Annotated in this window: 22 protein-coding genes; 2 read left to right on the top strand and 20 right to left on the bottom strand. The window is 38.3% G+C overall.

Features of this window, described 5'->3' with window-relative positions; genetic code table 11:
• Positions 1 to 13 precede the first annotated feature (13 nt).
• The 6 genes from dexB to BLR83_RS08205 all read right to left on the bottom strand — a co-directional run bounded on the left by dexB (position 14) and on the right by BLR83_RS08205 (position 8,673).
• Positions 14 to 1,624, bottom strand: a complete 1,611-nt coding sequence (gene dexB / locus BLR83_RS08230) for a glucan 1,6-alpha-glucosidase DexB (RefSeq protein ID WP_074561223.1) — start codon at positions 1,622 to 1,624, stop codon at positions 14 to 16.
• Between the two features lie 143 nt (positions 1,625 to 1,767).
• Entirely contained in the window at positions 1,768 to 3,210 is a 1,443-nt protein-coding gene (gene gtfA / locus BLR83_RS08225) for a sucrose phosphorylase (RefSeq protein WP_074561222.1), read from the bottom strand.
• A 295-nt stretch (positions 3,211 to 3,505) separates the two neighbouring features.
• Positions 3,506 to 4,339 (bottom strand): carbohydrate ABC transporter permease, encoded by an 834-nt coding sequence (locus BLR83_RS08220; protein ID WP_074561221.1) that lies wholly within the window; start codon positions 4,337 to 4,339, stop codon positions 3,506 to 3,508.
• A gap of 9 nt (positions 4,340 to 4,348) precedes the next feature.
• Positions 4,349 to 5,215, bottom strand: coding sequence for a carbohydrate ABC transporter permease (locus tag BLR83_RS08215; RefSeq protein WP_074561220.1), 867 nt, complete (start codon positions 5,213 to 5,215; stop codon positions 4,349 to 4,351).
• A gap of 12 nt (positions 5,216 to 5,227) precedes the next feature.
• The gene (locus BLR83_RS08210) at positions 5,228 to 6,499 is read right to left on the bottom strand and encodes an extracellular solute-binding protein (protein ID WP_074561219.1); all 1,272 of its coding nucleotides are present in this window, start codon (positions 6,497 to 6,499) and stop codon (positions 5,228 to 5,230) included.
• Positions 6,500 to 6,510: 11 nt separating this feature from the next.
• The gene (locus BLR83_RS08205) at positions 6,511 to 8,673 is read right to left on the bottom strand and encodes an alpha-galactosidase (protein ID WP_074561218.1); all 2,163 of its coding nucleotides are present in this window, start codon (positions 8,671 to 8,673) and stop codon (positions 6,511 to 6,513) included.
• Between the two features lie 110 nt (positions 8,674 to 8,783).
• Here BLR83_RS08205 and BLR83_RS08200 point away from each other — a divergent pair, with 110 nt between their 5' ends.
• Positions 8,784 to 9,614, top strand: a complete 831-nt coding sequence (locus BLR83_RS08200) for an AraC family transcriptional regulator (RefSeq protein WP_074561217.1) — start codon at positions 8,784 to 8,786, stop codon at positions 9,612 to 9,614.
• Between the two features lie 41 nt (positions 9,615 to 9,655).
• Here the strand turns inward: BLR83_RS08200 and BLR83_RS08195 are convergent, their stop codons facing one another.
• The 12 genes from BLR83_RS08195 to lacA form a co-directional block, all read right to left on the bottom strand.
• Complete coding sequence (locus BLR83_RS08195) at positions 9,656 to 10,666, bottom strand: ABC transporter permease (RefSeq protein WP_074561216.1); 1,011 nt, start codon at positions 10,664 to 10,666, stop codon at positions 9,656 to 9,658.
• Positions 10,666 to 11,379 carry an ABC transporter ATP-binding protein gene (locus BLR83_RS08190; RefSeq protein ID WP_074561215.1) on the bottom strand — a complete coding sequence of 238 codons (714 nt, stop codon included), beginning with the start codon at positions 11,377 to 11,379 and terminating at the stop codon, positions 10,666 to 10,668. Before BLR83_RS08190 ends, BLR83_RS08195 begins: the two co-directional genes overlap by 1 nt.
• A 144-nt stretch (positions 11,380 to 11,523) precedes the next feature.
• Entirely contained in the window at positions 11,524 to 13,134 is a 1,611-nt protein-coding gene (locus tag BLR83_RS08185; protein ID WP_074561214.1) for a glycoside hydrolase family 53 protein, read from the bottom strand.
• 23 nt (positions 13,135 to 13,157) lie between these two features.
• Complete coding sequence (locus BLR83_RS08180) at positions 13,158 to 14,831, bottom strand: PTS lactose transporter subunit IIBC (RefSeq protein WP_074561213.1); 1,674 nt, start codon at positions 14,829 to 14,831, stop codon at positions 13,158 to 13,160.
• Positions 14,832 to 14,920: 89 nt separating this feature from the next.
• A complete protein-coding gene (locus tag BLR83_RS08175) occupies positions 14,921 to 15,232 on the bottom strand; it encodes a PTS sugar transporter subunit IIA (RefSeq protein WP_021141568.1) in 312 nt (103 codons plus the stop codon).
• 12 nt (positions 15,233 to 15,244) lie between these two features.
• Positions 15,245 to 16,645 (bottom strand): 6-phospho-beta-galactosidase, encoded by a 1,401-nt coding sequence (gene lacG / locus BLR83_RS08170; protein ID WP_074561212.1) that lies wholly within the window; start codon positions 16,643 to 16,645, stop codon positions 15,245 to 15,247.
• A 10-nt stretch (positions 16,646 to 16,655) separates the two neighbouring features.
• Positions 16,656 to 17,492, bottom strand: a complete 837-nt coding sequence (locus tag BLR83_RS08165; protein ID WP_074561211.1) for a PRD domain-containing protein — start codon at positions 17,490 to 17,492, stop codon at positions 16,656 to 16,658.
• Between the two features lie 204 nt (positions 17,493 to 17,696).
• A complete protein-coding gene (locus BLR83_RS08160; protein ID WP_074561210.1) occupies positions 17,697 to 18,593 on the bottom strand; it encodes an aldose 1-epimerase family protein in 897 nt (298 codons plus the stop codon).
• 98 nt (positions 18,594 to 18,691) lie between these two features.
• Positions 18,692 to 19,687, bottom strand: coding sequence for a tagatose-bisphosphate aldolase (gene lacD, locus BLR83_RS08155; RefSeq protein WP_074561209.1), 996 nt, complete (start codon positions 19,685 to 19,687; stop codon positions 18,692 to 18,694).
• A 5-nt stretch (positions 19,688 to 19,692) separates the two neighbouring features.
• Complete coding sequence (locus BLR83_RS08150; RefSeq protein ID WP_074561208.1) at positions 19,693 to 20,625, bottom strand: tagatose-6-phosphate kinase; 933 nt, start codon at positions 20,623 to 20,625, stop codon at positions 19,693 to 19,695.
• 11 nt (positions 20,626 to 20,636) lie between these two features.
• The gene (gene lacB / locus BLR83_RS08145; protein ID WP_074561207.1) at positions 20,637 to 21,152 is read right to left on the bottom strand and encodes a galactose-6-phosphate isomerase subunit LacB; all 516 of its coding nucleotides are present in this window, start codon (positions 21,150 to 21,152) and stop codon (positions 20,637 to 20,639) included.
• A 16-nt stretch (positions 21,153 to 21,168) separates the two neighbouring features.
• Positions 21,169 to 21,594 carry a galactose-6-phosphate isomerase subunit LacA gene (lacA, locus tag BLR83_RS08140; protein WP_074561206.1) on the bottom strand — a complete coding sequence of 142 codons (426 nt, stop codon included), beginning with the start codon at positions 21,592 to 21,594 and terminating at the stop codon, positions 21,169 to 21,171.
• A 299-nt stretch (positions 21,595 to 21,893) separates the two neighbouring features.
• Here lacA and BLR83_RS08135 point away from each other — a divergent pair, with 299 nt between their 5' ends.
• On the top strand, positions 21,894 to 22,664 hold the full coding sequence (locus tag BLR83_RS08135; RefSeq protein WP_039697489.1) for a DeoR/GlpR family DNA-binding transcription regulator: 771 nt from the start codon (positions 21,894 to 21,896) through the stop codon (positions 22,662 to 22,664).
• A 138-nt stretch (positions 22,665 to 22,802) separates the two neighbouring features.
• On the opposite strand, the gene BLR83_RS08130 is transcribed toward BLR83_RS08135, so the two are convergent.
• Positions 22,803 to 23,936 (bottom strand): ABC transporter ATP-binding protein, encoded by a 1,134-nt coding sequence (locus tag BLR83_RS08130; protein ID WP_074482989.1) that lies wholly within the window; start codon positions 23,934 to 23,936, stop codon positions 22,803 to 22,805.
• A 100-nt stretch (positions 23,937 to 24,036) separates the two neighbouring features.
• On the bottom strand, positions 24,037 to 24,885 hold the full coding sequence (locus BLR83_RS08125) for a helix-turn-helix domain-containing protein (RefSeq protein WP_074561205.1): 849 nt from the start codon (positions 24,883 to 24,885) through the stop codon (positions 24,037 to 24,039).
• Between the last annotated feature and the right edge of the window lie 18 nt (positions 24,886 to 24,903).

Genomic DNA, 24,903 nt, shown 5'->3' with positions numbered 1-24,903 from the left:
GGTTTTTAGTTGCTCATCCAACCTTAACGCAAAAGGCATCCCAGGGTTGGAGGTTGTGGTTTTCAAAGTCTGTTAATTCTGAGGTGTTGCTGATGATGGTTTCTTGGTAAGCAAAGTTACTTTCAAATGCTTGGGCTTGATCTGATAAGTTAGCAACTATGAGGTAAGTGGCGTCAGCTGTTTTTCTGAGGTAAGCGAACACTTTATCAGCTGTCTCTAAAATCTCAAACTCCGCGTCAATCAACCAATCATTTTCTTTGCGAAGCTTGATGAGTTTTTGGTAAGTGTAGAAAATAGAATCTGGATTGTCTAAAGCTGCTTGTACATTAATTTCTGTGTAATTTGGATTGACTGGTAACCAAGTCTTATCAGCAGTTGAAAAGCCAGCATTCTGACTGCTATCCCACTGCATTGGGGTTCTAGCATTGTCTCGTCCAATCATGCGAATGCTATCCATGATTTCTTCGGGCGTCTTACCATTTTCAAGGGCTTCTTTGGCAAAATTAAGCGACTCGATATCGTCAATTTCTCCCAAATCCTTAAACGGATAATTGGTCATTCCAATTTCCTCACCTTGATAGATATAAGGCGTTCCCCGCATTAGATGTAAGGAAATAGCTAGCGCTTTAGCTGATTTTTCGCGGTAAGTGTCTGTGTTACCCCAGATAGAAAGCACGCGCGGCAAATCATGATTATCCCAGAAAAGGGAATTCCAACCTTGACCAAGTTTAAGTTCTGTCTGCCATTTGTTAAAAATAGCTTTGAGAGCAGGAACGTTTAGTTCTTCTTCGTACTCCCATTTTGAGGCATCTAGCTTGTGCTGAAGACCAATGTGCTCAAATTGAAAGACCATAGATAATTCTTCCTCAGCTGGTGATGAGTACTGTTTAGCGATTTCTGGAGTTGCTCCCCAAGTTTCACCAACCGTCAATAAGTCTTTTCCAGCCAAGGTTTCTTGGTACATTTCTTTTAAGTAATCGTGCAATTTCGGACCGTTGTTTGCGATGAGTTTGTCAGGAATTTTCCCAATCATATCAATCACATCCATACGAAAACCAGAAATTCCTTTATCAATCCAGCGATTCATCATGTCGTAAACAGACTGACGCAAGACCTGTTTTTCCCAATTCAAGTCAGGTTGTTTTTTACTAAAAAAGTGCAAATAGTATTGACCAGAAGCAGCATCATATTCCCAAGCAGAGCCTCCAAAAATCGACTCTAGCTCGTTTGGTTCATCACGCCAAATGTAAAAATCGCGATACTGGCTGTCTGGATTTTCACGCGCTTCAACAAACCAAGCGTGCTCATCTGACGTGTGATTGACCACCAAATCCATAATAATACGAATGCCACGCGCCTTAGCCTCTTCTAGCAATGCTTCCATGTCAGACATATCACCAAAAATGTCTGCAATCGCCTCATAATCTGAAATATCATAACCATTATCATCCATAGGAGACTGATAAACCGGTGAGAGCCAAATCGCTGTAATTCCAAGTTTTTTCAGGTAATCAAGCTTACTGATGATTCCTTGCAAATCTCCAACGCCATCACCATTTGAATCCTTAAATGATTTCGGATAAATCTGATAAATTGTCGCCTTATGCCACCAATGCTTTTCCATAGAGCACCTCTTTTCTTACAATTCTTTGACTCTATTTTAGCTTTTTATTTTAAATTGTGCAATCGTTTGCATTGAACTTTTTTAAAACCTCCCACAAAAGAGATTCCCAAATGATTTTGAGAACCTCTTTAACAAATAACACTTTAAAATACCAGTTCTCGACCGTTTTCAGTCACTGTGTAAGTCAACTCTTTGAGATTGATTTTTGCCTCAGCTATCACGCTGCTAGCGTGATTTCGACGGGTAATGACCAATGTATTTTCATCTAAAACTTCAACATCAATGCTCCCATCAAGGTCAAAAGCCGCAGATTGATTTCGGAAAGTGAAGAGTTTTAGCAATGCTTGAACCACTGGTCGCTTGACTTCTTCAGCAATTTCTTCACCACTATAATAATGACGATTAATATTGCGTCCTTCTTTGGTTTTTTCTAGCAAGTCTAGGTCATTTTTCCCTGCTAAAAATCCAACATAATAAACTTGCGGAATGCCTGGTGCAAAAGCTTGAATCAAGCGCGCAAGGAAATATTTCTTGTCATCATCACCGAGTGCTGAATAGTAAGTCGAATTAATCTGATAGATATCAAGATTATTGTACTCAGCTGACGAATACTTACGTTTGACATTAGCTCCAACTTTATAAAGCTCATTTGAAGTGTAGTCAATTTCCTCATCAGTTAGAATATCTTTGACATCAACCACTCCAATACCGTCGTGGGTGTCAAGTGTTGTGAATTGCTTCATCGGGGACATTTTCAGCCATTTTGCCAAGCGCTTCACGCGCCCACTGTAGAGACTATAGAGAACCACCATCGGAAGTGCGAAATCATACACGTAATAATCATGCTCAGCAAGCTTAAATTGAATCGAATAATGTTCATGAATTTCTGGGAGCAATTCTGTGCCGGTTTCGGCAGCGATGCGACGGACTTTATCAAGTAGTTCCCAGATTTCTGGTTCCACAAAGAAATCGTTGGTATCTAGTTTCTTGACTGCGTATGCAAAAGCATCTAAGCGAATGAGGTCACAACCATTTTCAGCTAAATGTTCAATGGTCTTTCGAATGAAATCCATAGTCACATCTTTTGTCACGTCAAGGTCAATCTGTTCTTCACCAAAAGTATTCCAAAGATGTTCCACAGAACCATCCGCAAAGTGAATTTCCTGCTTTGGTGCACGGTCTTTACGCTTGTAAATCAAATCGATATCAGCTTGAGTTGGACGATTTTCAGGCCAGAATTTATCCCAATTTAAGAATAAATCCTTGTATGGACTTGCTTCGTGTTTTTCTTGATAATCTTTATAATATTTTGATTGACGGGAAATGTGATTAATCATGAAATCAAACATGAGGTAGTACTGCTCACCCAAGGCTTTCACATCATCCCAATCACCAAAAGCGGAATCAACCTCGTCATAATCGACAGGAGCAAAACCACGGTCACCTGTTGAGGGAAAGAAAGGCAACAGGTGAACACCACCAACAGCTTCGCCGAAATAGTGCTCAAGGTTGTCCTTTAGCTCTTTCAAATTCTTACCCAGACTATCTGAATAAGTGATAAGCATCGTTTTATTTTGTATTGTCATAACTATTCCTTTGTTTTCTTAATGTTTAATTTTCACTGTGCCCATTATACGCCTTATATATTACGACGTGAGAAAACAAAATCGATAATATTTTGTTTTCGAACTAGTAAGGTGGTTAGCTAAGCCGCAATAGCGGTTAGCATTAGTTGATGAGGTGCTTTAGCAACCATCAACTATACCAAGTTAAGTTGAACTCAGGCTACGGGCTTGGTGAAAAAGATGTGCCTCCTTGTGGTTTAATGACACAACGTCGCCTCCCTATTTTCACTGTGCTCGCTATACGCCCTCTGTATCCTTACTTCACTGCGCCGTTGCTCATTCCTGAGATAATGTGTTTTTGGAAAATGAGGTAGACGATTGTGATGGTGATAATGCCAACGACGTATGAGGCAAAACTTGGTCCGTAATCACTGAGGTATTGTCCTGTGTAATTGTATTGGAAAAGTGGCAATGACCATGAATCAGATGTTTTATTCAACATCAAAAGAGGAAGCATGAAGTCATTCCAGAACCAAAGGGCATTGATAATCAAGGTTGTTGCATGCATTGGTTTTAGCATTGGAAAGACAACTTTGCGATAAGTTGTAAATTTATCGGCACCGTCGATTTCAGCTGCTTCATCTAAACTATCAGGGACACTTAATTTGATATAACCGACATACAAGAACAGGGTTTGTGGCACAGCATAAGTGAGGTACAAGATAATTAAGCCCCAAATATTTGTCAAACCAAGTCGACTCATCATGACAGTAATTGGAATCATGATAACTTGAAAAGGCACAAAAATTCCCAAAATCAGCAAACTATACATGATATTAAAAGCACGCTTTTTGCTCATATTACGCGCAATTGAATAAGCTGCTGCTGGAATAAACAAAGTTACCAAAATCACTGAAACGACTGTGATAATGGTTGAATTCCAGAAATAGTGTCCAATACCGTCGGCTAACAAACGTGTATAGTTAGCTAAGGTAACAGGATTTGGAAAAGCAAAGAAATGTTGCATGATATCCTTGGTCGTTTTAAAGGAACTAAAGACCGTTGCTAACAAAGGAATCAAAATCAAAATAGAACCTGCAACCAAGAGGACATATTTCCAAAAAGTATTATAACGTTCTTCTTTTTTCATCTTTCACTCCTATACTTCAAAACGACTTGATAATTTGAGTTGCAACATTGATACTAACACAATGATGGCAAAAAGAATCAAGGCAATGGCGTTAGCGTAACCGTATTGATTGCTTGAAAAGGCGTAGTTATACACCAAAAGTCCAATCGAAGTCGTTGAATTACTTGGTCCACCACCAGTTAAGGCAAAAATTTGGTCAAAGGCAGTCAAACCAGCTTTAAGCGCCATGATAAAGACCATTGAAATACTTGGCAATAAATACGGCAATTCAATATTCCAGAATATCTGTTTACTGTCTGCGCCGTCAATAGCTGCCGCTTCTGTGATTTCACTTGGAATGGTTTGAAGCCCAGACAAGAAGAGAATAATAGGCATGGCTACACCTTGCCATAGCATGACAAAGATAGCTGCAAAAATAGCACCGCCACTAGTTCCTAAAAGACTGGTTTTCAAAAATTCAATATTGAGTGATTCTCCGATAGCAGGCAAACCATAGTTAAAGACTTGTTTGAAAATCAAAGACACCGTTAAACCTGACAAAACAGCTGGAAAGAAGAACCAAGCTCTAAAGAATGTCTGTCCTTTGATTTTGGCATTCAGGGCACGCGCCACCCAAATTCCGATAACAATTTCACCAACAATTAAAGCAATGGTCAAAATAAGGGTAAAACCAAGAGCCTTAAAAAACTTCGTGTCCGTCATCAAGATTTTGTAGTTGTTGACCCCCACAAAATCAAAATTATAAGTCAAGCCAGTCCAGTTCGTAAAGCTATAAAAAGCTCCCTGAAGCATTGGAAAATAGAAGAAGATAGCTTGTAAAACCAAGGGGACAATCAAAAACGTCCAACCCCAATACTTATTTAAAAATTTTCGCATTCTACTTTCCTCCTACTTCTTCACATCAGCTTTCATCGGATTGAAAAAGGTATTTAATTCATCTGTATATTGCTTAGCGTCTTTGCTCATCACATAATTTACTGTTAAGTTAAAGAAATCATCTTCACTTGTCCAGTTCTCACCAAGCCAAACATAGTGCTTATCTGTAAAAGCTAATTGATAAAGCGGAGCAAGGGGAGAGTTCTCGTCTTCAACCACACCATTTACAGATACAGGTGAGCCATCGACATCATAATATTTTTGCATTGCTTTAGCTGAAGCCATGTAAGAAATGAATTTTTCGCACTCTTTTTTGTGTTTGCTTGTTGATGAGATTGACAAGGCCAAATCACCCGCACCAACAGTCACTTCTTGACCTGCTTTTTCACCTGGAAAGGCAAAGGTTGAGATGTCAAATTTAGGGTCTTGTTGTTTAATCGCAGCTAACACCCATGACCCGCCAGGCAACATTAAAGCTTTTTCAGTCGCAAAAGCTACAACAGAGTCATTGTAAGAAGCCCCTTCCCAGTTGGTTTGTTGATTTCCTTTTTCAGCCAATAAATCAAGACGTTTCAAAACACTTTTAACTTCTTTGTCATTGGTTGAGATAGAATTCACCGGAGAAAAACGAAGGTAATCATTTGCCTTATCGCCGCTGCCAGTCACACTAATGTAAGCTAATTGATGATAACCATTTAAAGTCCAACCTTCACTACCGGCAAGCGCAAACGGTGTTTCTCCGTCAGCTTTGATTTGTTTGACCAAAGTTTCAAATTCTGCCCAAGTTTCTGGCACCTTAAAACCTAACTCGTCAAATTTTGTTTTGTTAAAATAAATCCCTGAAACATTAGCTGAGAGAGGGACACTGTAAATCTTACCTTTGACAGCATAGTTTTTCTCGTAATGATTTTTGATATTTTTAAGATAGGTCTTGCCAGTCATGTCTTCAAAATAACCTGCTTTTGCCCATTCTTTAAAATCAACATTCTGAGGATAAATGTTAATCACATCTGGGGCATCGCCTGCTAGCATGCGTGTCTTTAAAACAGTACCGGCACTGGGGACACTGGTCATTTTGACATGAATATTGGGATTTTCTTTTTCGAAATCTTGAATCATCGTCTTCAAGGTATCAACCATCTCAGTCTTTTGGTTAAAATACTCGATAGTCACCTTGCCATTTGCTGACGTTTTATCTTGACTTGAACAAGCGCTCAACGTCACTCCTGCAGTCGCAAGAAGAGTAGCAGCACCTACTGCTATCAATCGTTTCGGCCATTTCATAAGAAGCCTCCTTATTGTTTCACGAAATAATATTGTTTACTGAGGTAGTCGCCTTGAGGAAGAACTGCTGTTATACCTGCATACATCAGTTCTGCCCCTGAGAAGACTTGGTCTGTTCCTTGTAGTTGGTAAGTCGCTTCTTCTTCCAATCCTTTCAACTTAAGCGTTGTTTCAATGGTTTCAATGGTTGAAAGTGTGCGAACATAAGTGACTACTACCTTATCTTCATAAACAAATTGAACCGCTGCTTCATTTGACCCTGCTTCTGGATTAATCAAGCGATATTGCTTACCAAATTGAATCACTGGTCGAATCTCTTTGTAATGAGCGACTTGAGCAGCAATCACATCTTTTTCAGCTTGTGGTAAACTTGTCAAATCAAGTTCGTAGCCAAGATTTCCCATCATCGCAACATTACCACGAGTTTCAAGCGGAGTTGTGCGCCCCATTTGATGATTAGGGCTAGCTGACACGTGAGCTCCCATTGAAATGGTTGGGTAAAGATAGCTTGAACCATATTGAATTGGCAAACGTGAAATGGCATCAGTATTATCACTCGCCCAAACTTGTGGGAAGTAACGCATCATGCCAAGGTCATTTCGACCACCGCCACCAGAGCAAGATTCAAAGAGAACATTGCTGTGCTTTTCAGTCAGATAAGACACCAAATCATACAAGCCAAGCATATAAGCATGTGACTGCATCTTGGTTGCAAGGACTGAATCACCATTTCCGATGTTTGTGATATTACGGTTATAATCCCATTTAACGTAATCAATAGCATTTTCTGTCAAAATCTTATCGATAGCTGATTTGATATAAGCTACTACGTCAGGATTGGCAAGGTTGAGCACCAATTGGTTGCGAGAATAAGTATGACCGCGTCCCTTCGCTTGAATAGCCCAGTCAGGATGTGCACGGTAAAGATCACTGTCCACAGAAATCATCTCTGGTTCAAACCACAAACCAAATTTCAAGCCTTTGGCATGCACTTTGTCAATCAAGTCATTTAACGGGCCACCAAGTTTTTCTTCGTTAACCACCCAGTCACCAAGGGCACGATTATCATCGAAGCGATTGCCAAACCAACCGTCATCAAGAACAAAAAGTTCGATACCAAGTTTGCTAGCTTCATCAGCTAAATCAAGCAATTTTTCTTTTTTGAAATCAAAATAAGTCGCTTCCCAGTTATTGATGAGAATCGGACGTTCAACATGGGCAAATGTTTTTGGCATGATATGTTCTTGAACAAATAACTGACTTTCATGAGTCAAATGTGTTAAGCCCTTAGCTGAATAAGTCATGATTGCCACTGGTGTGTCAAAACTATCGCCTGCTGATAATTTCCAAGCAAAGTTATCATCGTTAATTCCGATACCTAGGCGAACTTCATTCAATTGATTTTTTTGAACAAAAGCTTGGAAATTACCACTATAAAGCAATTGAAGTGCCAAAGCTTGACCAGCATCTTCCGTAGCTGTGTGGTCACATAACACCATAGCTGGTGTGTGCGCATGACCTGAAGCACCACGATTTGAAGCGACAGTGAAAATACCTTGTTCAAGCTTATGGCGACGAACTGTCTTTTCACGCGCATAAGCTCCTTGCAAAGTCACCACATCATAATCAGAAGCTGGAACATCAAGCATAGTTGATAAAGCACGGTTAATAACAACTGCTTTATCTGATAGATTGCTAATCTTAGCAAAGCTAGAAATTGTTGAACGCTCAGCATAAGCTGTGTAATAAAGTGTCAACTCTAATCCTGCCAAATCATCTTCTAAGACTAAAGCAAGTGTTTCAGCATTTTCTGTACTGTGTGGATTTGGTAGCCCTGCTGCCTCAACAGCTCCTGATAAGATGTGATAATCTTTTAATTTAAATTGGGTTAAGTCATTAGTGTCGTGTGAAATGCTAAGAGATGGCTGACGAAAATCACCAAAACCATGCACCCCAAAAATCTGACGTTGTGTATCATAACTGTAAGTTCTGTCGTCAGGAGTTGGATTTCCAGAAAAGGCATGGTCTTTTTCAAAAAGAGCATTAGAGCCATGATAAGCTGTAACTTTTCCTCCAATATGACGAAGCAACAAATCTCCCTCATGATTTTCAATAATCAATGACATATTTTTACTATTTACGTAAAATAGATTTCCTTCAATTTTGATCCCCATTAAGCTTCCTCCTTGATATTTACTAAAATTTTACCATTAACTTTCACAATAATGAATGGTAGGATGTTAGGTATATATGGTAAAATGTTGCTTGAAGAGGAGTTGATACTTTGAACGTTCTAAATACTTATAACGAATTTAATACCAATAATTTCGACCTAAATGTTGACCATTATGGAGCTGAAATATGCGCTAAAAACTACTCTTTTGGCCCAACTGTCAGGGATAACTACGTCCTGCATTTTATCGTGGACGGCAAGGGAAAGTTCACCATTGACGGAGTAACGACCCCGCTAAAAACAGGTGATATGTTTATTCTTCCAAAAGGTAAAGTAGCCTTTTACCAAGCCGATGGTGAGCATCCTTGGACTTATCTCTGGGTTGGCTTTAGCGGGTCAAAAGCTGAAAATATTTTGAGCAAAACTCAGCTGCTCGACCACTACTTCTGCCATTCGACGCTTGAGTCTAAAGTTCTTGATCAAATCGTCAAATTAACGCAATTTCGTGACCAAAAACTAGATGATGTGACTGAACTCCAACTGATTGCGGAACTCTATAAACTTCTAGCTTTTCTTATGGAAGAATTGCCAAGTAAAAGCATGTCAGACAGCAATATTTTGATTCAAAACTATATCAAACAAACGAAAAAAATTATCCACACCCAATACAGCAAAACTCTTAAAGTTAGCCAAATTGCAAAAAAACTCAATCTTAATCGCTCCTACCTTTACAAGATTTTCAAAGAAGAAACAGGTTATTCTATCAAAGATTACTTAGGTCAAATCCGCATGGAAAAAAGCGCTGATTTGCTAACCAGCACTGACTTTCATATTTCACATATCGCAAACGCCGTAGGCTTTACAGACGCCCTTGCTTTTAGCAAAGCCTTCAAAAAACATTTTGGCCAAAGCCCAAGCAACTACCGCAAGACACAAAGATAAAAAATCTCCCCCAAGAACTGAATCCTTGGGGGGAAAATTTTCTACAATGCCCGATATTTTTTCAAAAAGAAAGTATTTAATAAAGTAAAAAGCAAACTAATAACAATTAAAGCTAGCCATTCTAATATAACAGAATTAATAGTCAATCCATCCACCATAACCTTCTTCAAAGCCTGCGCTCCATAATAGATTGGCATAATAAATTGTAATTTTTCTAGATGAAATGGCAAAATCCTTATCGCGATAATTCCTGAATATAGAATTTGTGGCACGATTACAATGGGAATAAATTGTACCATTTGAAACTCTGTATTAGCAAAAATAGCAATGAACATCCCAATCGATACAGCAGAAATAGACAATAAAATAATCGTCAATTCCATCAAAACAAAGTTTCCCTCAAAAGGAACATTTAAGATAAATCGAGAAAATAACAACAAAAGCGTTCCTTGAATAATTCCAAAAGCACTAAAACCAAGCGTATATCCCAAAATTAAGCGTAATTTTGAGACTGGGCTGATTAAGATTCTCTCAAGTGTCCCTAGTACCTGTTCTCTCACAAAGGCGATTCCTGAAATGAGGAAAATTAAGAAGAAAGCTACAATGGCAATTAATGCATAGGTTAATTTTTCAAAAGTTGTTTTTAACTGATTTCCATAAAGATAATGAGTAGTCACCCCTAATTGCGGTGATAATTTTTCCTGAGTTTTTTTCAAAATGTCATGTACTTTATTGACATAAAGCGAATTTTCTTCAAGGAAATAAAGCTCTGTTCCTTGGTCAGTATACTTGATATAGGCATCATACTTGCCGGATTTTAGATTCTTATCAATACCTTTTAAATCATCAACAACCGTGACATCTGCATCTTTTTTCAGCAATTTTATAACTGACGGATTCTGACTATTTGTCGCCAATGACAAATGAACCTCACTATCTCCTAACAGAAAGAAAAGAAAGGTAGTGATGACCAAAGGAACCACAAAAATCATACTGATAGACCTTTTATCATGTAAAATCTGCTTAATAACACGTAGACAAGTTGCAACCATTATTTTGTCACTCCTTCCTCTACTAAAAACAATTTTTCAACATCTGAACCACTCTTTTCAAGCAATGTTTCCATACTATCAGTAGCAATCACTTTTCCATCACGAATGAAAATACCATAATCACAATACTTCACTTCATCCATAACATGAGTTGAGATTAACAAAGTCTTTCCTTGTTTTTGTAATTGTCGAAATTCTCGCCAAATCTTCTGTCGTAAAATAGGGTCAATGCCAACTGTTGGTTCGTCTAAAATTAACAGTTTTGGGTCATTAAGCAAGGTAATTGCTAAAGATAAGCGTTTTTTCATTCCTCCAGAATAAGTTGATACCAACTGTTTTAAGTGATTTTCCAAATCTAAAAGTCTTGCTAAATAGTCAATTCGCTGTTTGATTTTATTCTTTGACATTCCGTATAATTGTCCAAAGAATAAAAGATTGTCATAGGCAGACAAATCCAAATAAATCGCATCTGCTTGTGGCATGTAACCAATCTGACCAATATCATGCTTACTAAGCTGATGTCCAAAAAGCATTATTTGTCCCTTAGTCGGCTTTTCTGAACCAGTCATTAATTTCATAATCGTTGTCTTTCCAGAACCAGACGGACCAAGTAAACAAGTGATATGTGACTCTTTTACTGTCAGATTTATACCATCTAAAACAGTAACCTTTGAAAATTCCTTAACAACATTTCTTAACTCAACACTGTTCATATGAATCTCCCATATTTTTCATAAACCAGTTTTAAACTCAACCTTCCTTATAAGGAGCATTATACTACAATCCTCAAAAAATTCATGACTTTACCTTATCAATCAAAAATCCCCCGAGAACTGAATTCTTGGGGGAGAAATGTTTTAATCAACTTTCACTAGTCGGACGTTATCGATATTTAGCCATTTGTTGGTTGATGATTTGACGTAAATGCCAACTTCGCATTGTCCGTTTGTGATTTGAATGTTGTCGATGGTATAGGTTTTCCAAGTACTTGAGTCTTTGAGAGAGATTTTTTGTTCGTTGCCACCGTAGTTTTTGATATAAAGTTCTGCAGTTTCAAGACTTGTGTCACCCATAGCATCGATGCTTAATTTATAAGTGCCTGAGCTGAGGTTGCCTACTGTTTGATAGATAGAACTTTCATAAGCTTTATCTGACCAGAAGCTGAGTTTATAACGCGTATTATCATAACTTTCGGTCTTAATAGCTGAAGTTTGACCATTTTTCCAAATCTTCCAAGATGATGGAGTTTCGGTATAACCGTCCCATTCAAAGCTGTTGTTTTGAAGGAGATTCGTTAGATTAGAGTAATTGAATGCTTTGATACCACGTAAAGCATTTCCTTGGAAATCAAAGACTGCTTGATTTTCCCATTCGTTACCTGTCATATCTGAAACGCCAAGATATGACATACCTGCTTGTGTGGCCCATGAGACATTACCGTTATACCAGAGTGGTTCCCAGTAGAAGAAACCGAGTCCGTTGTTATTTTTAACGTCCTTAATCTTATCAACCAAGTCTGTCAAAAATTCGTATTGACCATCTTGGCTTGCTTTGTAGCCTCCAGCTGCTTCTTCCGTTGCTGTGAAGGCGTTTGTTTTTTGGTCAAGATTATCAAGAGTATTGGCATAAGCTGTTTCAACCACAACCACTTTTTTATTGTAGCGTTCGCTGATATTATCCATGTTGGCTGAAAGGTCAGCTAGGCTGCCATGCCAATAAGGATAATACGAAATGCCGACAATATCAAAATCAACGGATTGATTGGTAATCTCATCTAACCACCATTGGAAAGTTGATTGGTTACCACCGTCTGCTAAGTGAAGCATGATTGGAGTGTTACTACTTTGGGTGTCTTTTACCGCTTGAACACCAGATTTTAGGAAAGTTGCTAGGCGGGTAAATTCTTTTCCATCCCCGCCCCAGCTTTTTCCATATGGCCATAGCATACCGCTGTTTAATTCGTTTCCGATTTGCACCATGTCAGGGTAAATGCCTTTTGATTTCATCTGATTAAGGACATCAGCTGTGTAAGAATAGACACTTGAATTTAATTGTTCAAAGGATTGATTTTGCCAGGCTTTTGGAAGATTTTGTTTCCCTGGGTCTACCCAAAAATCACTGTAGTGAAAATCAAGTAAGACTTTTAAGCCTTTATTTTTAGCACGTTTCGCTAATTTTAGTGTTCTGTTTAAGTCATTAGTTCCTGCACCGTAGGGATTGCCATTTGCATCATAAGGGTCAACCCACAGACGCAAACGAACATAGTTGACACCATTATCTTTTAAAATGGTCAGCGGATCTTTTTGAGTTCCATTACTTTTATAAACCGCTCCGCTATTTTCCATTTCATCAAGAATAGAAATGTCAGCTCCGTTGATAAAGTCATCGGCTTTGACTAGGCCATCGTTCACAACAGTCAGGCCTAGCACAGCCGCACTTACTAAAATCAGTTTCTTTAGCTTTTTCATAATCGTATCCTGCTTTTGTTCTCTTAAGCAAAGTAAGACATTACGAAGGCTACAGCACCTTCTGGGTCACGAGTTAATTTAATGTATTCAGCGCCTTTTGTGGCAGCTAATTTGATACCAAGGGCATCAGTATCTTTCTTGATATCTTCGTAGAATGAATTGACTTGAGGAGCAAGGACAATCATATCGAAGTTTTTCATAATTTCATAGTGTGAGCCATAAGCACCAGCTGAAGCTGTGATATTTGCACCTGTGGCTGCCGCTCCTTCAGTAAGAGCGTTAGCAAGCATAGCACTTGTACCAGCACCGGCACAAAGAACTAAGACGTTGATTGGTTTATCAGTTGTCACTTTAACAGCAGGTTTTGCTTCAACAACTTTTTCTGCAGCTTTTACTGGAGTAATACTTTCAAGTTCTTCTATTGCAGCATTTTCAGCTTCTTCTTCAAGAAGTGAAGCATCATAAGCTTTGATGAATGGGAAGTAAATAATCGCATCAACAGCAATAAGAACAAAGACAAGAACAACAGCTAGAAGGCTAACGCCTGTACCAAGAATAAGTCCGATTGGAGCTGGTGTTGCCCAAGGAAGAACATACATGAAGCTGTTCATTTGAAGCACATCAACAAAGAATTTGAAAATCCAAACGTTGGCAATTGGCGCCAAAAGGAATGGAATAAAGAAGTAAGGGTTTAGAATAATTGGTGTTGCAAAAAGCAAAGGTTCGTTAACAGCAAAGCTAACTGGGATAAATGAAGCTTTACCGACGGCTTTCAATTGTTTTGATTTAGCAAATAGCAAGAAAAGATATGGAACGACAAGTGTGGCACCAGTACCACCCATAGTACCAACAAAGTTACCAAGACCGACAGTCAATACGTTTGAAGCATGTTCGCCAGCTTTAAACAATTGAAGGTTAGTTTCGACATTCGCATAGATAATCGCTGCGATAGCTGGTTCTACGATTGATGGTCCATGCACACCAACGAACCAGAAGAGTGCCATTGCACCCCAGATAATTGCAATTCCAAGATAGCCGTCTGCTGCTGTAAACAAAGGTTGCAACAAAGTGATAACTGCTTCAGCAAATGATGTACCAAAGAAATGACGAATAATTGTATCAATAATAACTGCTGCAAAAACTGCAAATGAGAATGGGAAAATATCGCGGAATGTTTGAGAAATAGTACCAGGTACTTCTTTTGGCATCTTGATTGTAATGTCACGAAGCACACAGAATTTATAAACATTCACAGTGATAAAGGCTGCAACGAAAGCTGCTAGGATACCTTTTGTACCCATGTAACCAGTAGCAAGTCCATCTTTGATTTCATCAGCACTCAACATCAAGAAACTGACAATTGAGGCAAGCATGACAGACACCGCATTGATTTTTTTGTTACCTGGCATTTTGCGGTTAACAGATTCTGCCAAACAACGTGCTGTTGTCGCTGAAACAAGAAGGGCAACTACACCCATTGAATAATTGTAAATCTTCCAAAGCCAGTTTGAGAAATCTTCTGGTAATTTGATTCCAAGAACATCCGGAATGGATGCAATCAAGATGAAAATACTAGAAAAGAGAATAGCTGGCATTGCTGCTAGGAAACCATCACGAATGGCACCTAGATAAATGTTACGAGAAATTTTTTCAAAAAAAGGTTTACCCTTTTCAATTTGTTGAATGAGTTTGTTCATGATAAAACTCCCCAAGAACCTGAGCTTAGCAAACGAGAGGAGATTAAGCATTTGCCAAGCCTTGGTTCACTTCCTTTCTTTTTTAAAAATTAGCGATTTTTATATAATTCAATAAAATCCGTAATAAGGTCACGTAGCAACAAGGTTGTCATCAAGTGGTCTTGACCGTGAACGAAGATAAAACCAAGTTCCAAGTCTTCACCACCTGCTTCTTGTGCTAGCAAGGCTGTTTGAGCATTGTGCGCTTTTGCTAAGTTTTCATCAGCATCTTTAATGGCTTTGTCAACATTGTCAAAGTTGCCAGAACGAACTTCCTTGAGCAATTGTAATAGTGTACTTCTAGCATCACCTGAGTAAGCTACAATTTCAAATCCCAACATTTGTAATTCTTTTTTATCCATTTTCAAAATCCCCTATTCTACAATTTTTGTATCGCTGATGTGTTTGTACCAGTAAGCTGATGCTTTTGGATAACGTTTTTGTGTTTCAAAATCCACATAGAACAAACCATAGCGTTTATTATATCCATTTGACCATGAGAAACAATCCATCAATGACCATAGGAAATATCCTTTAACATTAACTCCAGCCTCAATTGCTTTAGCAAGAGATTGAAGGTAAACTTTCAAATAATCAATACGAGCTGTGTCCATAACGATACCATCATCAAATTCATCTTTGTAACCCATACCATTTTCTGTGATGTAAATCTTGTTATAGTGTGGGTAATCTGCTTTGATGCGAAGAAGCAAGTCATACAAACCTTCAGGATAGATAATCCAGTCCCAATCTGTTCTTGGAATACCTTCTTTGTAAATGCGTTCGCCGATACCTTTAACTTTGTAAACAGATGTTCCTTTATCACCTGTACCGTTGTGGTGAATAGCATTCTCACCATTGTAGGCTTTAACAAAGTGACATTGATAATGGTTAATACCAAGATAATCGTTGCGGTGACTAGCTTTTTTCATTTCCTCAAAGTCGCTATCAAGGAATTCGTAGCTTGCATTGTTCGCTGCACAGATTTCGTTAAGCGCTTCCATTGTTTCGTTTGAATAATAACCTAGATAAGTTGCATCAAGTAAGAAACGAATTGAAAGAGCATCATCTAGGAAAGCGGCATGTTTATCTTCTTCACTATCAGTTGCAGGGTATTTTGTTTCAAGAGAGTGAACCACACCAATTTCACCTTGGTAGCCGCCATCTTTAAACAAATTAACCACACGCGCATGTGCGTACATCATATTATGAAGACATTGGATAACTTTTGAAAGGTCATATTTGATACCTGGTGGGAAAATTCCAAGTAGATATTGGTTAGTTGCGACTGGATAGATTTCATTGAAAGTACTCCAGTGACGAACTTCTGTAAATTCTTCAAAACAGAATTTGGCATAATCAACAAAAGCTTCAATCGTGTCACGGTTTAAGAAATCACCGTTATCAAACAACACTTTTGGTGTATCAAAGTGATGAAGTGTTACGAAAGTTGTGATACCGCGTTTTTCACATTCTGCAAAAACTTTGTGGTAAAAATCAACACCTTCTTGGTTAACCTCACCTCTACCATTTGGGAAAATACGACTCCAAGCAATCGATAAACGGAGTCCATTAACACCAAATTTTTCACAAAGCTCAATATCTGTTGGGTATTGGTGATAAAAATCGCTAGCTGGATTTGGACTGAAACGTCCTTGTTCTGCTAGGAAATCATCCCAAGCCACAGGTCCTTTGCCACCTTCATTTGTTGAGCCTTCAACCTGGTAAGCTGCTGTTGCGCCACCAAAAATAAAATCATCAGGTAATTTGTACATTATTTTCTCCTTATTTTAATAAACGTTGAATATGTATAACCAGATAAACACGTTCACTGCGTGATAAATCCAGCTGCAATTCTTCTTCAATCAAGTTGTAAATGGCTCGACCAATTTGATAAGCTTTTGGATAATCTGATTTAACAAATTCTTCCATACTTATCAAAGATGTTTCATCTTGCTGATTAGTCTGTAATCGATTGATTAGATAAGTAAGATGAATCATCAAACGGTCGTAAAGATTGCCATTAGCACTACTACGCTTGATGCCATTCTTGGCTAATTCATCCTCGACTAATTCCAAGACGCGTTTTCTAGCGCTCTCTTCTTTCGTCGCTGAAACATCGTAGTCACCTTTAGCATTAATGAAATGCAGTGCCATGCGCCCAACTTCGTCATCAGGAAAAGTTACTGATAACTTTTGACTCAATATCTCAACAGCTTCTCTTGCCATCTCAAACTCGGTCACGTATTCTTTCGAAATGTCTGGCAAATGACTTTCTTGATAGGTCCCTTTTAATAACTTCTGATAAACAGAATAAACGTGATCGGTAAGCGTGACATACAAATATTCTTGCACAGGAAATTGATGTTTTTTCACCAATTCATCAATCATATTGTAAGTAACCGTTAAGATATCAAGCGGAATGTTCTTCAAGAGCGTTAAAAAGTTTTCCTTAGATTCCTCAGTTTTTAAAGAAAAGACTTTTTCAACTTTATCTGGTGTGATTAAATCACCTTTTCTCTTGTGAAAAACAATTCCTAGTCCCATAACGACAGCCTGTTGTCCTTGTTCATTTTTAACTAGGGCAACATTATTGTTGAGCGCTTGTATAATCCGAAACATTCTACCCCTCCCCAGTGGTTTAGACAAATAAAAAACCACAAACAAGCTAGATTTCTTCCGTCTAGATTATTTGCGGTCTTGCCTAATGTCTTAGTTACAATCCACTCTATTTAATTTCTATGGTTATAATATATCACACATTTTTAGTTTTGTAAACCCTTTCTTGTTTATTTTTTGAGTTTTTTTGTTTGTTTATAAACATTTTCAAAAAATGGTAATAGCAAAGGATTTTTCACTCGTTTGACCGCTATCTACAAAAGTAACCTGACGTTTGTCTTCCAAAACGTCACTTTCATCTAGCGACGTTGACAAGCCACTCCAAGGTTCCAAAGCGATAAAAGGACTCTTATTAGCTGTCGACCATAAAACCAAGTTTGGAAAATCAGCAAAGTCTAGTCGCAAACCTTTAGCATGCTTGTGAGATTTCAAAGAAATACTACGCGAAGTTAAACAGTCCAAAGTAATCGCATCTTTAGCAAACAAAGCATAATCTAGCTCTAACACCTTTTGATGGTTTAAAAATGGCGTCCGCTTTGTCACATCAAGTAAACCAGTCTCTGGAAAAGTTTCTGGTACCGAGCAAGTTTCTTCTTTTTCAAATTCAAGATAATAATCTTCGTATTCCTCATCATTTAGCAAAGGACAGTTAAAACCTGGATGTCCCCCGATAAAATACGGCATCCGCTTTTCAGTCTCACGATTGCTAACTTGATAAGTCACCTTGATAGTCTTTTCGATTAAGGTATAAATGATTTTAAGTTCAAAATCATAAGGATAATTCGCTAACATATCACTGTCGGGTGTAATGCTAAAAGCAACACTGTCTTCTGATATGGGGTGATAACTAAAATTTTTCTTACGCACCAAGCCATGACGTGTGATGATTCCTGTAAAATGCGGACGAACATTTGGACGATAAATCGCTTCATCATCACGTAAGCTACCACAAATTGGAAAGAGCACAGGTGCCTGTGAACTCCAATATTTTGGGTCTCCTTGCCACAAATATTCGATGCCATCTTTATCTTTGATAGAAGACAAAGCTCCCCCAAATTCTTTAAATTGAACCGTCAAGAAATCATTTTTTAATTCGATGACCATAATTTCCTTCCCTTTCTAAAAAAAGGAATGTTCATCCTCACAATCAACATTCCCAGTATCAAAAAACAAAGTATATCAAAGAAGTTTTGCTAATTGCTTTAGGCAAAAGCAACTTCAACTACTTTCTCAGTCCAAGGACTAGCTGTCTTCACAAGAACTTTATTGAGGTCTTCAATATTTTTGCGTCCTTGCGTTTGAAGCCATTCACGCGCAGCAGCTTCACCTTGTTCAATATAGATTTGAACACAACCAGCCCATGTCGCACGTCCACAAAGCACACCATTGAAATTAGCACCAGATTCAGCTGCAAATGCCAACGTTTCTTGGAAAAGTTTCGCTGACACACCTGCACTTAGGTAGATGTATGGCAAATGGCTAGCCACTTCTTGGTCTTTAAAGGCTTGTACTGCTTCTTCTCTTGTGTAAACCACTTCACCATCCGCAAAACCTTCAACATATTTCATATTGACAGGGACTTCAACTTTAAGCACATCGATGCCAAAGCGTTCATCAGAGAAAACTTTCATAGCTTCATTAACCTTGTGTGGTTTGACTTTGGCAAATGCTGCACTAGTATTGTCAGAAATGTTTTCATCGTAAGTCAAGATTTCAAGGAAGAATGGCATATCTTCAGCTTTACATTCATCCCCAATGCGTTCAATATAGGCTTGCTTTTGAAGATTAATGTATTCATCGCCATCGACATCGTAGTAAAGCAAGAATTTCACTGCATCTGCGCCTTCTTCTTTAAGGCGCTTAGCTGACCATTCTACCAAGCAATCTGGCAAGCGGCTAGTTGTTGTGGCATCATAACCAGTTTTTTCATAAGCCAACAACAATCCTGCATTGTCATCTCGGACTTTGCTTGCAGGCAATCCGTATTCAGGGTCAAGAAGAATAGATGAGGCATATGGTGTTAATTCTTCAGAAACCAAAGCTTTTAATTGTTCAATTTGTGCAACACTTGGTTCTTCTGTTTGATATTTTGCCATCATGCGTTTGAGAGCCCCACGTTGGTCAAATGCCAATGCAGAAATGACACCCTCACGACTAAGTTTTTCTAGTAAGTTACGTTTTCCTTGTGTTAATACCATTTTTTCTATACCTCTTCTACCTGAATTTGATTAAATAAGTTTTCGTAATGTTTCATATTGACATGCCCAGTCATTTTTTCTTGCGCATTTAGCATTCCAAGAACATTGGCATGGCATAGGAAATCTTTATCTGATAGACTGTGAGTAATTGCTGAAGCAATCCCAGCCACTGTCGAATCCCCTGATCCGACTGGATTTACCACATTGATTTTGGGAATAGTGACGCGGTAAAAATGATTGTCGTGTTTTGCAAAAGCTCCTTTGCCACCTAGTGACACAACCACCCAATCAATGCCATCAAATAAGTCATCTTGCAAGATTGTTTTTAGCTCTGCTACATCATCAGTAACCGTTTTTCCAACAAGTTGAGACAACTCTTCGGTATTTGGTTTGATAACAAATGGTTTGTCAGCGCCAACTAAAACAGCTTCTAATGCTTTGCCAGAACAATCTAGCACAACTTTTTTACCTTGAGAATTTGCTAGACTAATCATCTTTTGATAGTAATTATCCTCAAGACCAGCTGGAAGACTTCCTGAAATCGTGATGACATCATATGACGGACAAAGATAGCGAAAATGATTAAGAAAACCATCTGCCTCATCTGGGTCAATCATGGGACCAGCTTCTAAAATTTCTGTTTGCAATCCGTTATGTAAAATCGCAATGCAATTACGCGTTTCACCATGAATCTTAAAAAAGCGGTGATTAATCTGACTTTTATCCAATTGTCTTGTCAAAAAATCTCCTAGCTTTCCACCAACAAAACCCGTTGCTGTCACATGATCGCCAATTTCTGATAATACTCGAGTGACATTCAGCCCCTTGCCACCTGCTGTTTTTCGTGCATCAGCAACACGGTTCACAGTATCCAACTTTAAATCATCCAGCGGATAAGAAATATCAATCGATGGGTTCAACGTTACAGTAAGAATCATCTTATTATCTCCTAATCGTGATATTCGCCACGATCCCATTTCTCAAGAAATTCATCAAAGAAATCTGGTGAACTTTGCTCTTCATTAACTGTTTCCACAGCTGCAATTTTTTCAATTAAAGCTTTATTTTCTGCGGTTGGTTTGTACTCAGCCTTGATAAAGGCTTCGATAATATCACACATCAACAATTCACCAGTAATTTTGCCACCAAAACCAATGACATTCGCATTCAATTCTTCTTTGGCATAAATAGCGGTTGTCATATCACGCACTAAAGCTGAGCGAATACCTGGAACTTTATTGACAGAGTTGTTAATCCCAACACCTGTACCACAGATACAAACACCTAAATCCGCTTGACCACTTGTCACAGCTTCACCAACTTTTTTACCAAAGATTGGGTAGTGCGTACGTGTGTGGTCATAAGTTCCACAATCAATAACCTCATAGCCTTTTGATTTCAAAAAGTCTGACACTGCCATTTTTTCTGTTGTTACGATATGGTCACATCCAATTGCAATTTTCATTTTATCTCCCTCGCTCTTAACACATTTTATTTAACATATCGACACGGATTTGGTGACGACCACCGTCATAGTGACCTTCCAAAAATCCTTTAACAATGTTTTTAGCTAATTCAACACCGACAATTTCTGAACCCATGGTAATCATGCGCGCATTATTGTGAGCACGTGTCATGTAAGCAGAGCGTTCATCTGAAACTTCTGCACAAATCATGCCTTTGATTTTTGTAGCTGTCATAAAACTTCCAGCACCATAAGCATCGATCATAATACCAAGATTATCATCAGAAGCATTAACTCCTGCTGCAACCGCAAGCGTATTATCAACAAAATCTTTTTTGACATCTGTAACGTCTTTGACGTCATAAGCATTTTCAAGCAGGTAATCTTTAACAATATTTTTTAAAGTTTCCCCTGCAGCATCTGAACCAAGAATAACTGTCATTTTAACACCTCAAAATTTTTCTTTTATCTAGATAATTTTTTAAAAACGTTTTTTTATGTTTATATAATAATTCTAAAACAAACATTTGTCAACATATTTGTTTAATATTTTTTTAAAAATGTTTGTTGCTTTGTGTTTGTTTCATTTTGAGAAACTCTCGAAAAACGCTTTAACTTCGGTACTTTTCATGATTGTTACAAAACTGTTTCAAAATGTTTCTTTTTTTTCTTATTTGTTGAGTTACCAGTCTCTTTGTGATATGATAGTGACAAGGAATAAAGAAAAGAAAGGAGATTGACATGCTGAAAAAAGAACGCCTCCAGTGGATTCTTGAAAAAATCAACGTCAAAGGTGTTATTACAGTAAATGACATCATTAAAGAACTTGGTGTTTCTGACATGACAGTTCGTCGTGACCTTGACGAGCTAGACAAAGAAGGCTTATTGATTCGTATCCATGGTGGCGCACAAAGTATTGATACACCAAAAGTAAAACCAAAATACGAAAAATCAAACACTGAAAAACAAGAACTACAAATCGAAGAAAAGCGTGCCATTGCTAAGTTCGCCAGCACACTCATTCAAGAAGGCGAAACAGTCTTTATCGGTCCCGGAACAACGCTGGAACATTTTGCTCACGAACTTGTTGCCAAAAACATCCGTGTCGTGACAAATAGTTTGCCAGTATTCACCATTTTAAATCAAAATAAAAGCACCGATTTAATCTTAACCGGCGGTGAATACCGTGATATCACAGGTGCCTTTGTTGGCTCACTGACTGCTAACTACTTGCAAAATCTCAAGTTCTCAAAAGCCTTTGTTAGTGCTAACGGTGTCTTTGGGGATTCTGTAGCTACTTACAGCGAAAGCGAAGGAGAAATTCAACGCATTGCCCTTGATAATGCCTTTGAAAAATTCCTTCTCGTCGATCATGAAAAATTCGATAAATACGATTTTTATGATTTCTACAATGTCAGCAAAATCGATCACCTGGTCACTGATTCAGGTATTTCTGAAGATGCCAAAGAAAAATTTGGTCAATTAACTGATATTATGGTTGCCGACGAATAAATTTAGACAATGAAAAAGTTACTTATCATCTGGTAAGTAACTTTATTTTATGATGAAAACCCAAAAAAGCCCTACGTCGTTAGACGTAAGGCTTTTTGGGTTGTATTCTAGAAGAGTTCTGTTTTGGATAGCGTTAAATTAGCGAATAGCTGCCTCCGTTTCTGGGTCAAAGAAGTGACCTTTGGCAACATTCAATGTCAATTCCACTTTTGAACCTGGTTGGTAAACATCACGCGCATCCGCACGAGCAACAAGTTCAGTGTTACCTACTTTAACGTAAAGCATTGTTTCAGCACCGAGTAATTCAGAAACAGTAACTTCAGCTTCAAGAGTTGCTCCTGGGTATGTTTCACGAGCTAGTGGGTTGTTTGAGATATCTTCTGGACGAATACCGAAGATAACTTTTTTACCATTGTAACCTTTTGTTTCAAGCAATTTCTTTTGACCTTCTGGCAAAGTAATTGTGAAACCTGAGTCACTAACCAAAGTATTGTCTTTAACTGTTCCTTCAAAGAAGTTCATGGCTGGACTTCCGATGAAACCAGCAACGAATTTGTTAGCTGGACGGTTGTAAAGTTCTTGTGGTGTACCAATTTGTTCAACGCGACCGATTGTTCCTGAACCGTCAGGGTTTTTAGTAGAACTCATGATAACAATACGGTCAGCAAGTGTCATGGCTTCTGTTTGGTCGTGAGTAACGTAGATTGTTGTTGAACCGATACGACGGTGAATCTTAGCAATCTCAGCACGCATTGACACACGAAGTTTGGCATCCAAGTTTGACAAAGGTTCGTCCATCAAGAATACTTTGGCATCACGCACGATAGCACGCCCCATAGCAACACGTTGACGTTGACCACCTGAAAGGTCAGCAGGTTTGCGTTCAAGGAATTCTGTCAAGCCAAGAATTTGTGCGGCTTCGCGAACACGTTTGTCAATTTCGTCTTTTTTATATTTTCTAAGTTTTAGCCCAAATGCCATGTTATCGTAAACAGTCATGTGTGGGTAAAGAGCGTAGTTTTGGAAAACCATGGCAATATCACGGTCTTTTGGTGCTTTATCATTAACGACTTCGCCGTCAATTTTAAGTTCACCTTCTGTGATATCTTCAAGACCAGCAACCATACGAAGAGTTGTTGATTTACCACAACCTGAAGGTCCTACGAAAACGATAAATTCTTTATCTTTAATGTCAAGATCGAAATCTTCAACAGCATAGTGGCTTGCATTTGGGTATTTTTTGTAAATATGATTAAGATTAAGTTCTACCATTTTTTAACTCCTTTGATCTATGTGGCTTTATTATAGCAAAGATAACGCTTACATGATATAGACAGGAGTCACAAGATTTTTTGTGCAATGTGCCCAAAAACTAATTTTCCATAATTAAGAGGTATGAAAATGCCAAATCATTAAGATTTTTCAAATTCAAACCTGACAGGAGGCGAAATTTCTCGATTTTATAATGCAAAGAATTACGGTGAATATAGAGACTCTGTGCTGTTTTAGCAAGATTGCCCTGCTCTTGCCACATGGTCATGATAATCGGTCTGATGTCTTTACTATCATCAATAGCTTGCAACATTTTATGTTTAATAGCTGGCAAATCAAGCTGGTGCGCATAAGCTAGCAGCAACATTTGTGAAAAACTGACTGTTCGTTCATTACCACGAAAATGTCTCATATTGGCAAACAAGCGACTTTCTTCACGGTAAAAAGCTGGCAAATCATCTGCTTGAAATTTACACCAGACATTGCCAAAGAAAATGGTTAACTTGATACCAAAGTCACTTTCCAAAGTCGGCAGCACATCATCGATTAAATCTTCTGCTTCAATCATCTCTTCTTGATCAAGAATGAGTAATGTTCTAGTCTTTGAAATGACCACCGTCGCAAGCAAGTTAGGTAACAAGGTCACAAAAAAATCACACAGTTCTTCTGGCAAGGCTTCCTTGTGATCGATGTAAATGATTTGCAAGGCTTTATAATCTTTTGCCACACTCAAATCATCTTGAATCAAATAACGGTACCAAGGATTCTCAGTCACCTTGTCTTCTAAAATACCGTCATTTTGCAAAGCCAGTAATGCTTTTTCACGCTCACTCAGATTTGCTAGAGGAAGGTAATACGTTTGCCCATTTTCCTCAACAGCTACCCAATCTTCTGCATGCTCAACCTTGCCAGCTTCAACAGCTTCTGGAAACAATCGCTCTAATGACATCTTCCACCTCCGTCCATT

This window comes from Streptococcus equinus, assembly GCF_900101445.1.
Classification (GTDB): domain Bacteria; phylum Bacillota; class Bacilli; order Lactobacillales; family Streptococcaceae; genus Streptococcus; species Streptococcus equinus_B.
This window is presented reverse-complemented; position numbering and strand designations above follow the sequence as displayed.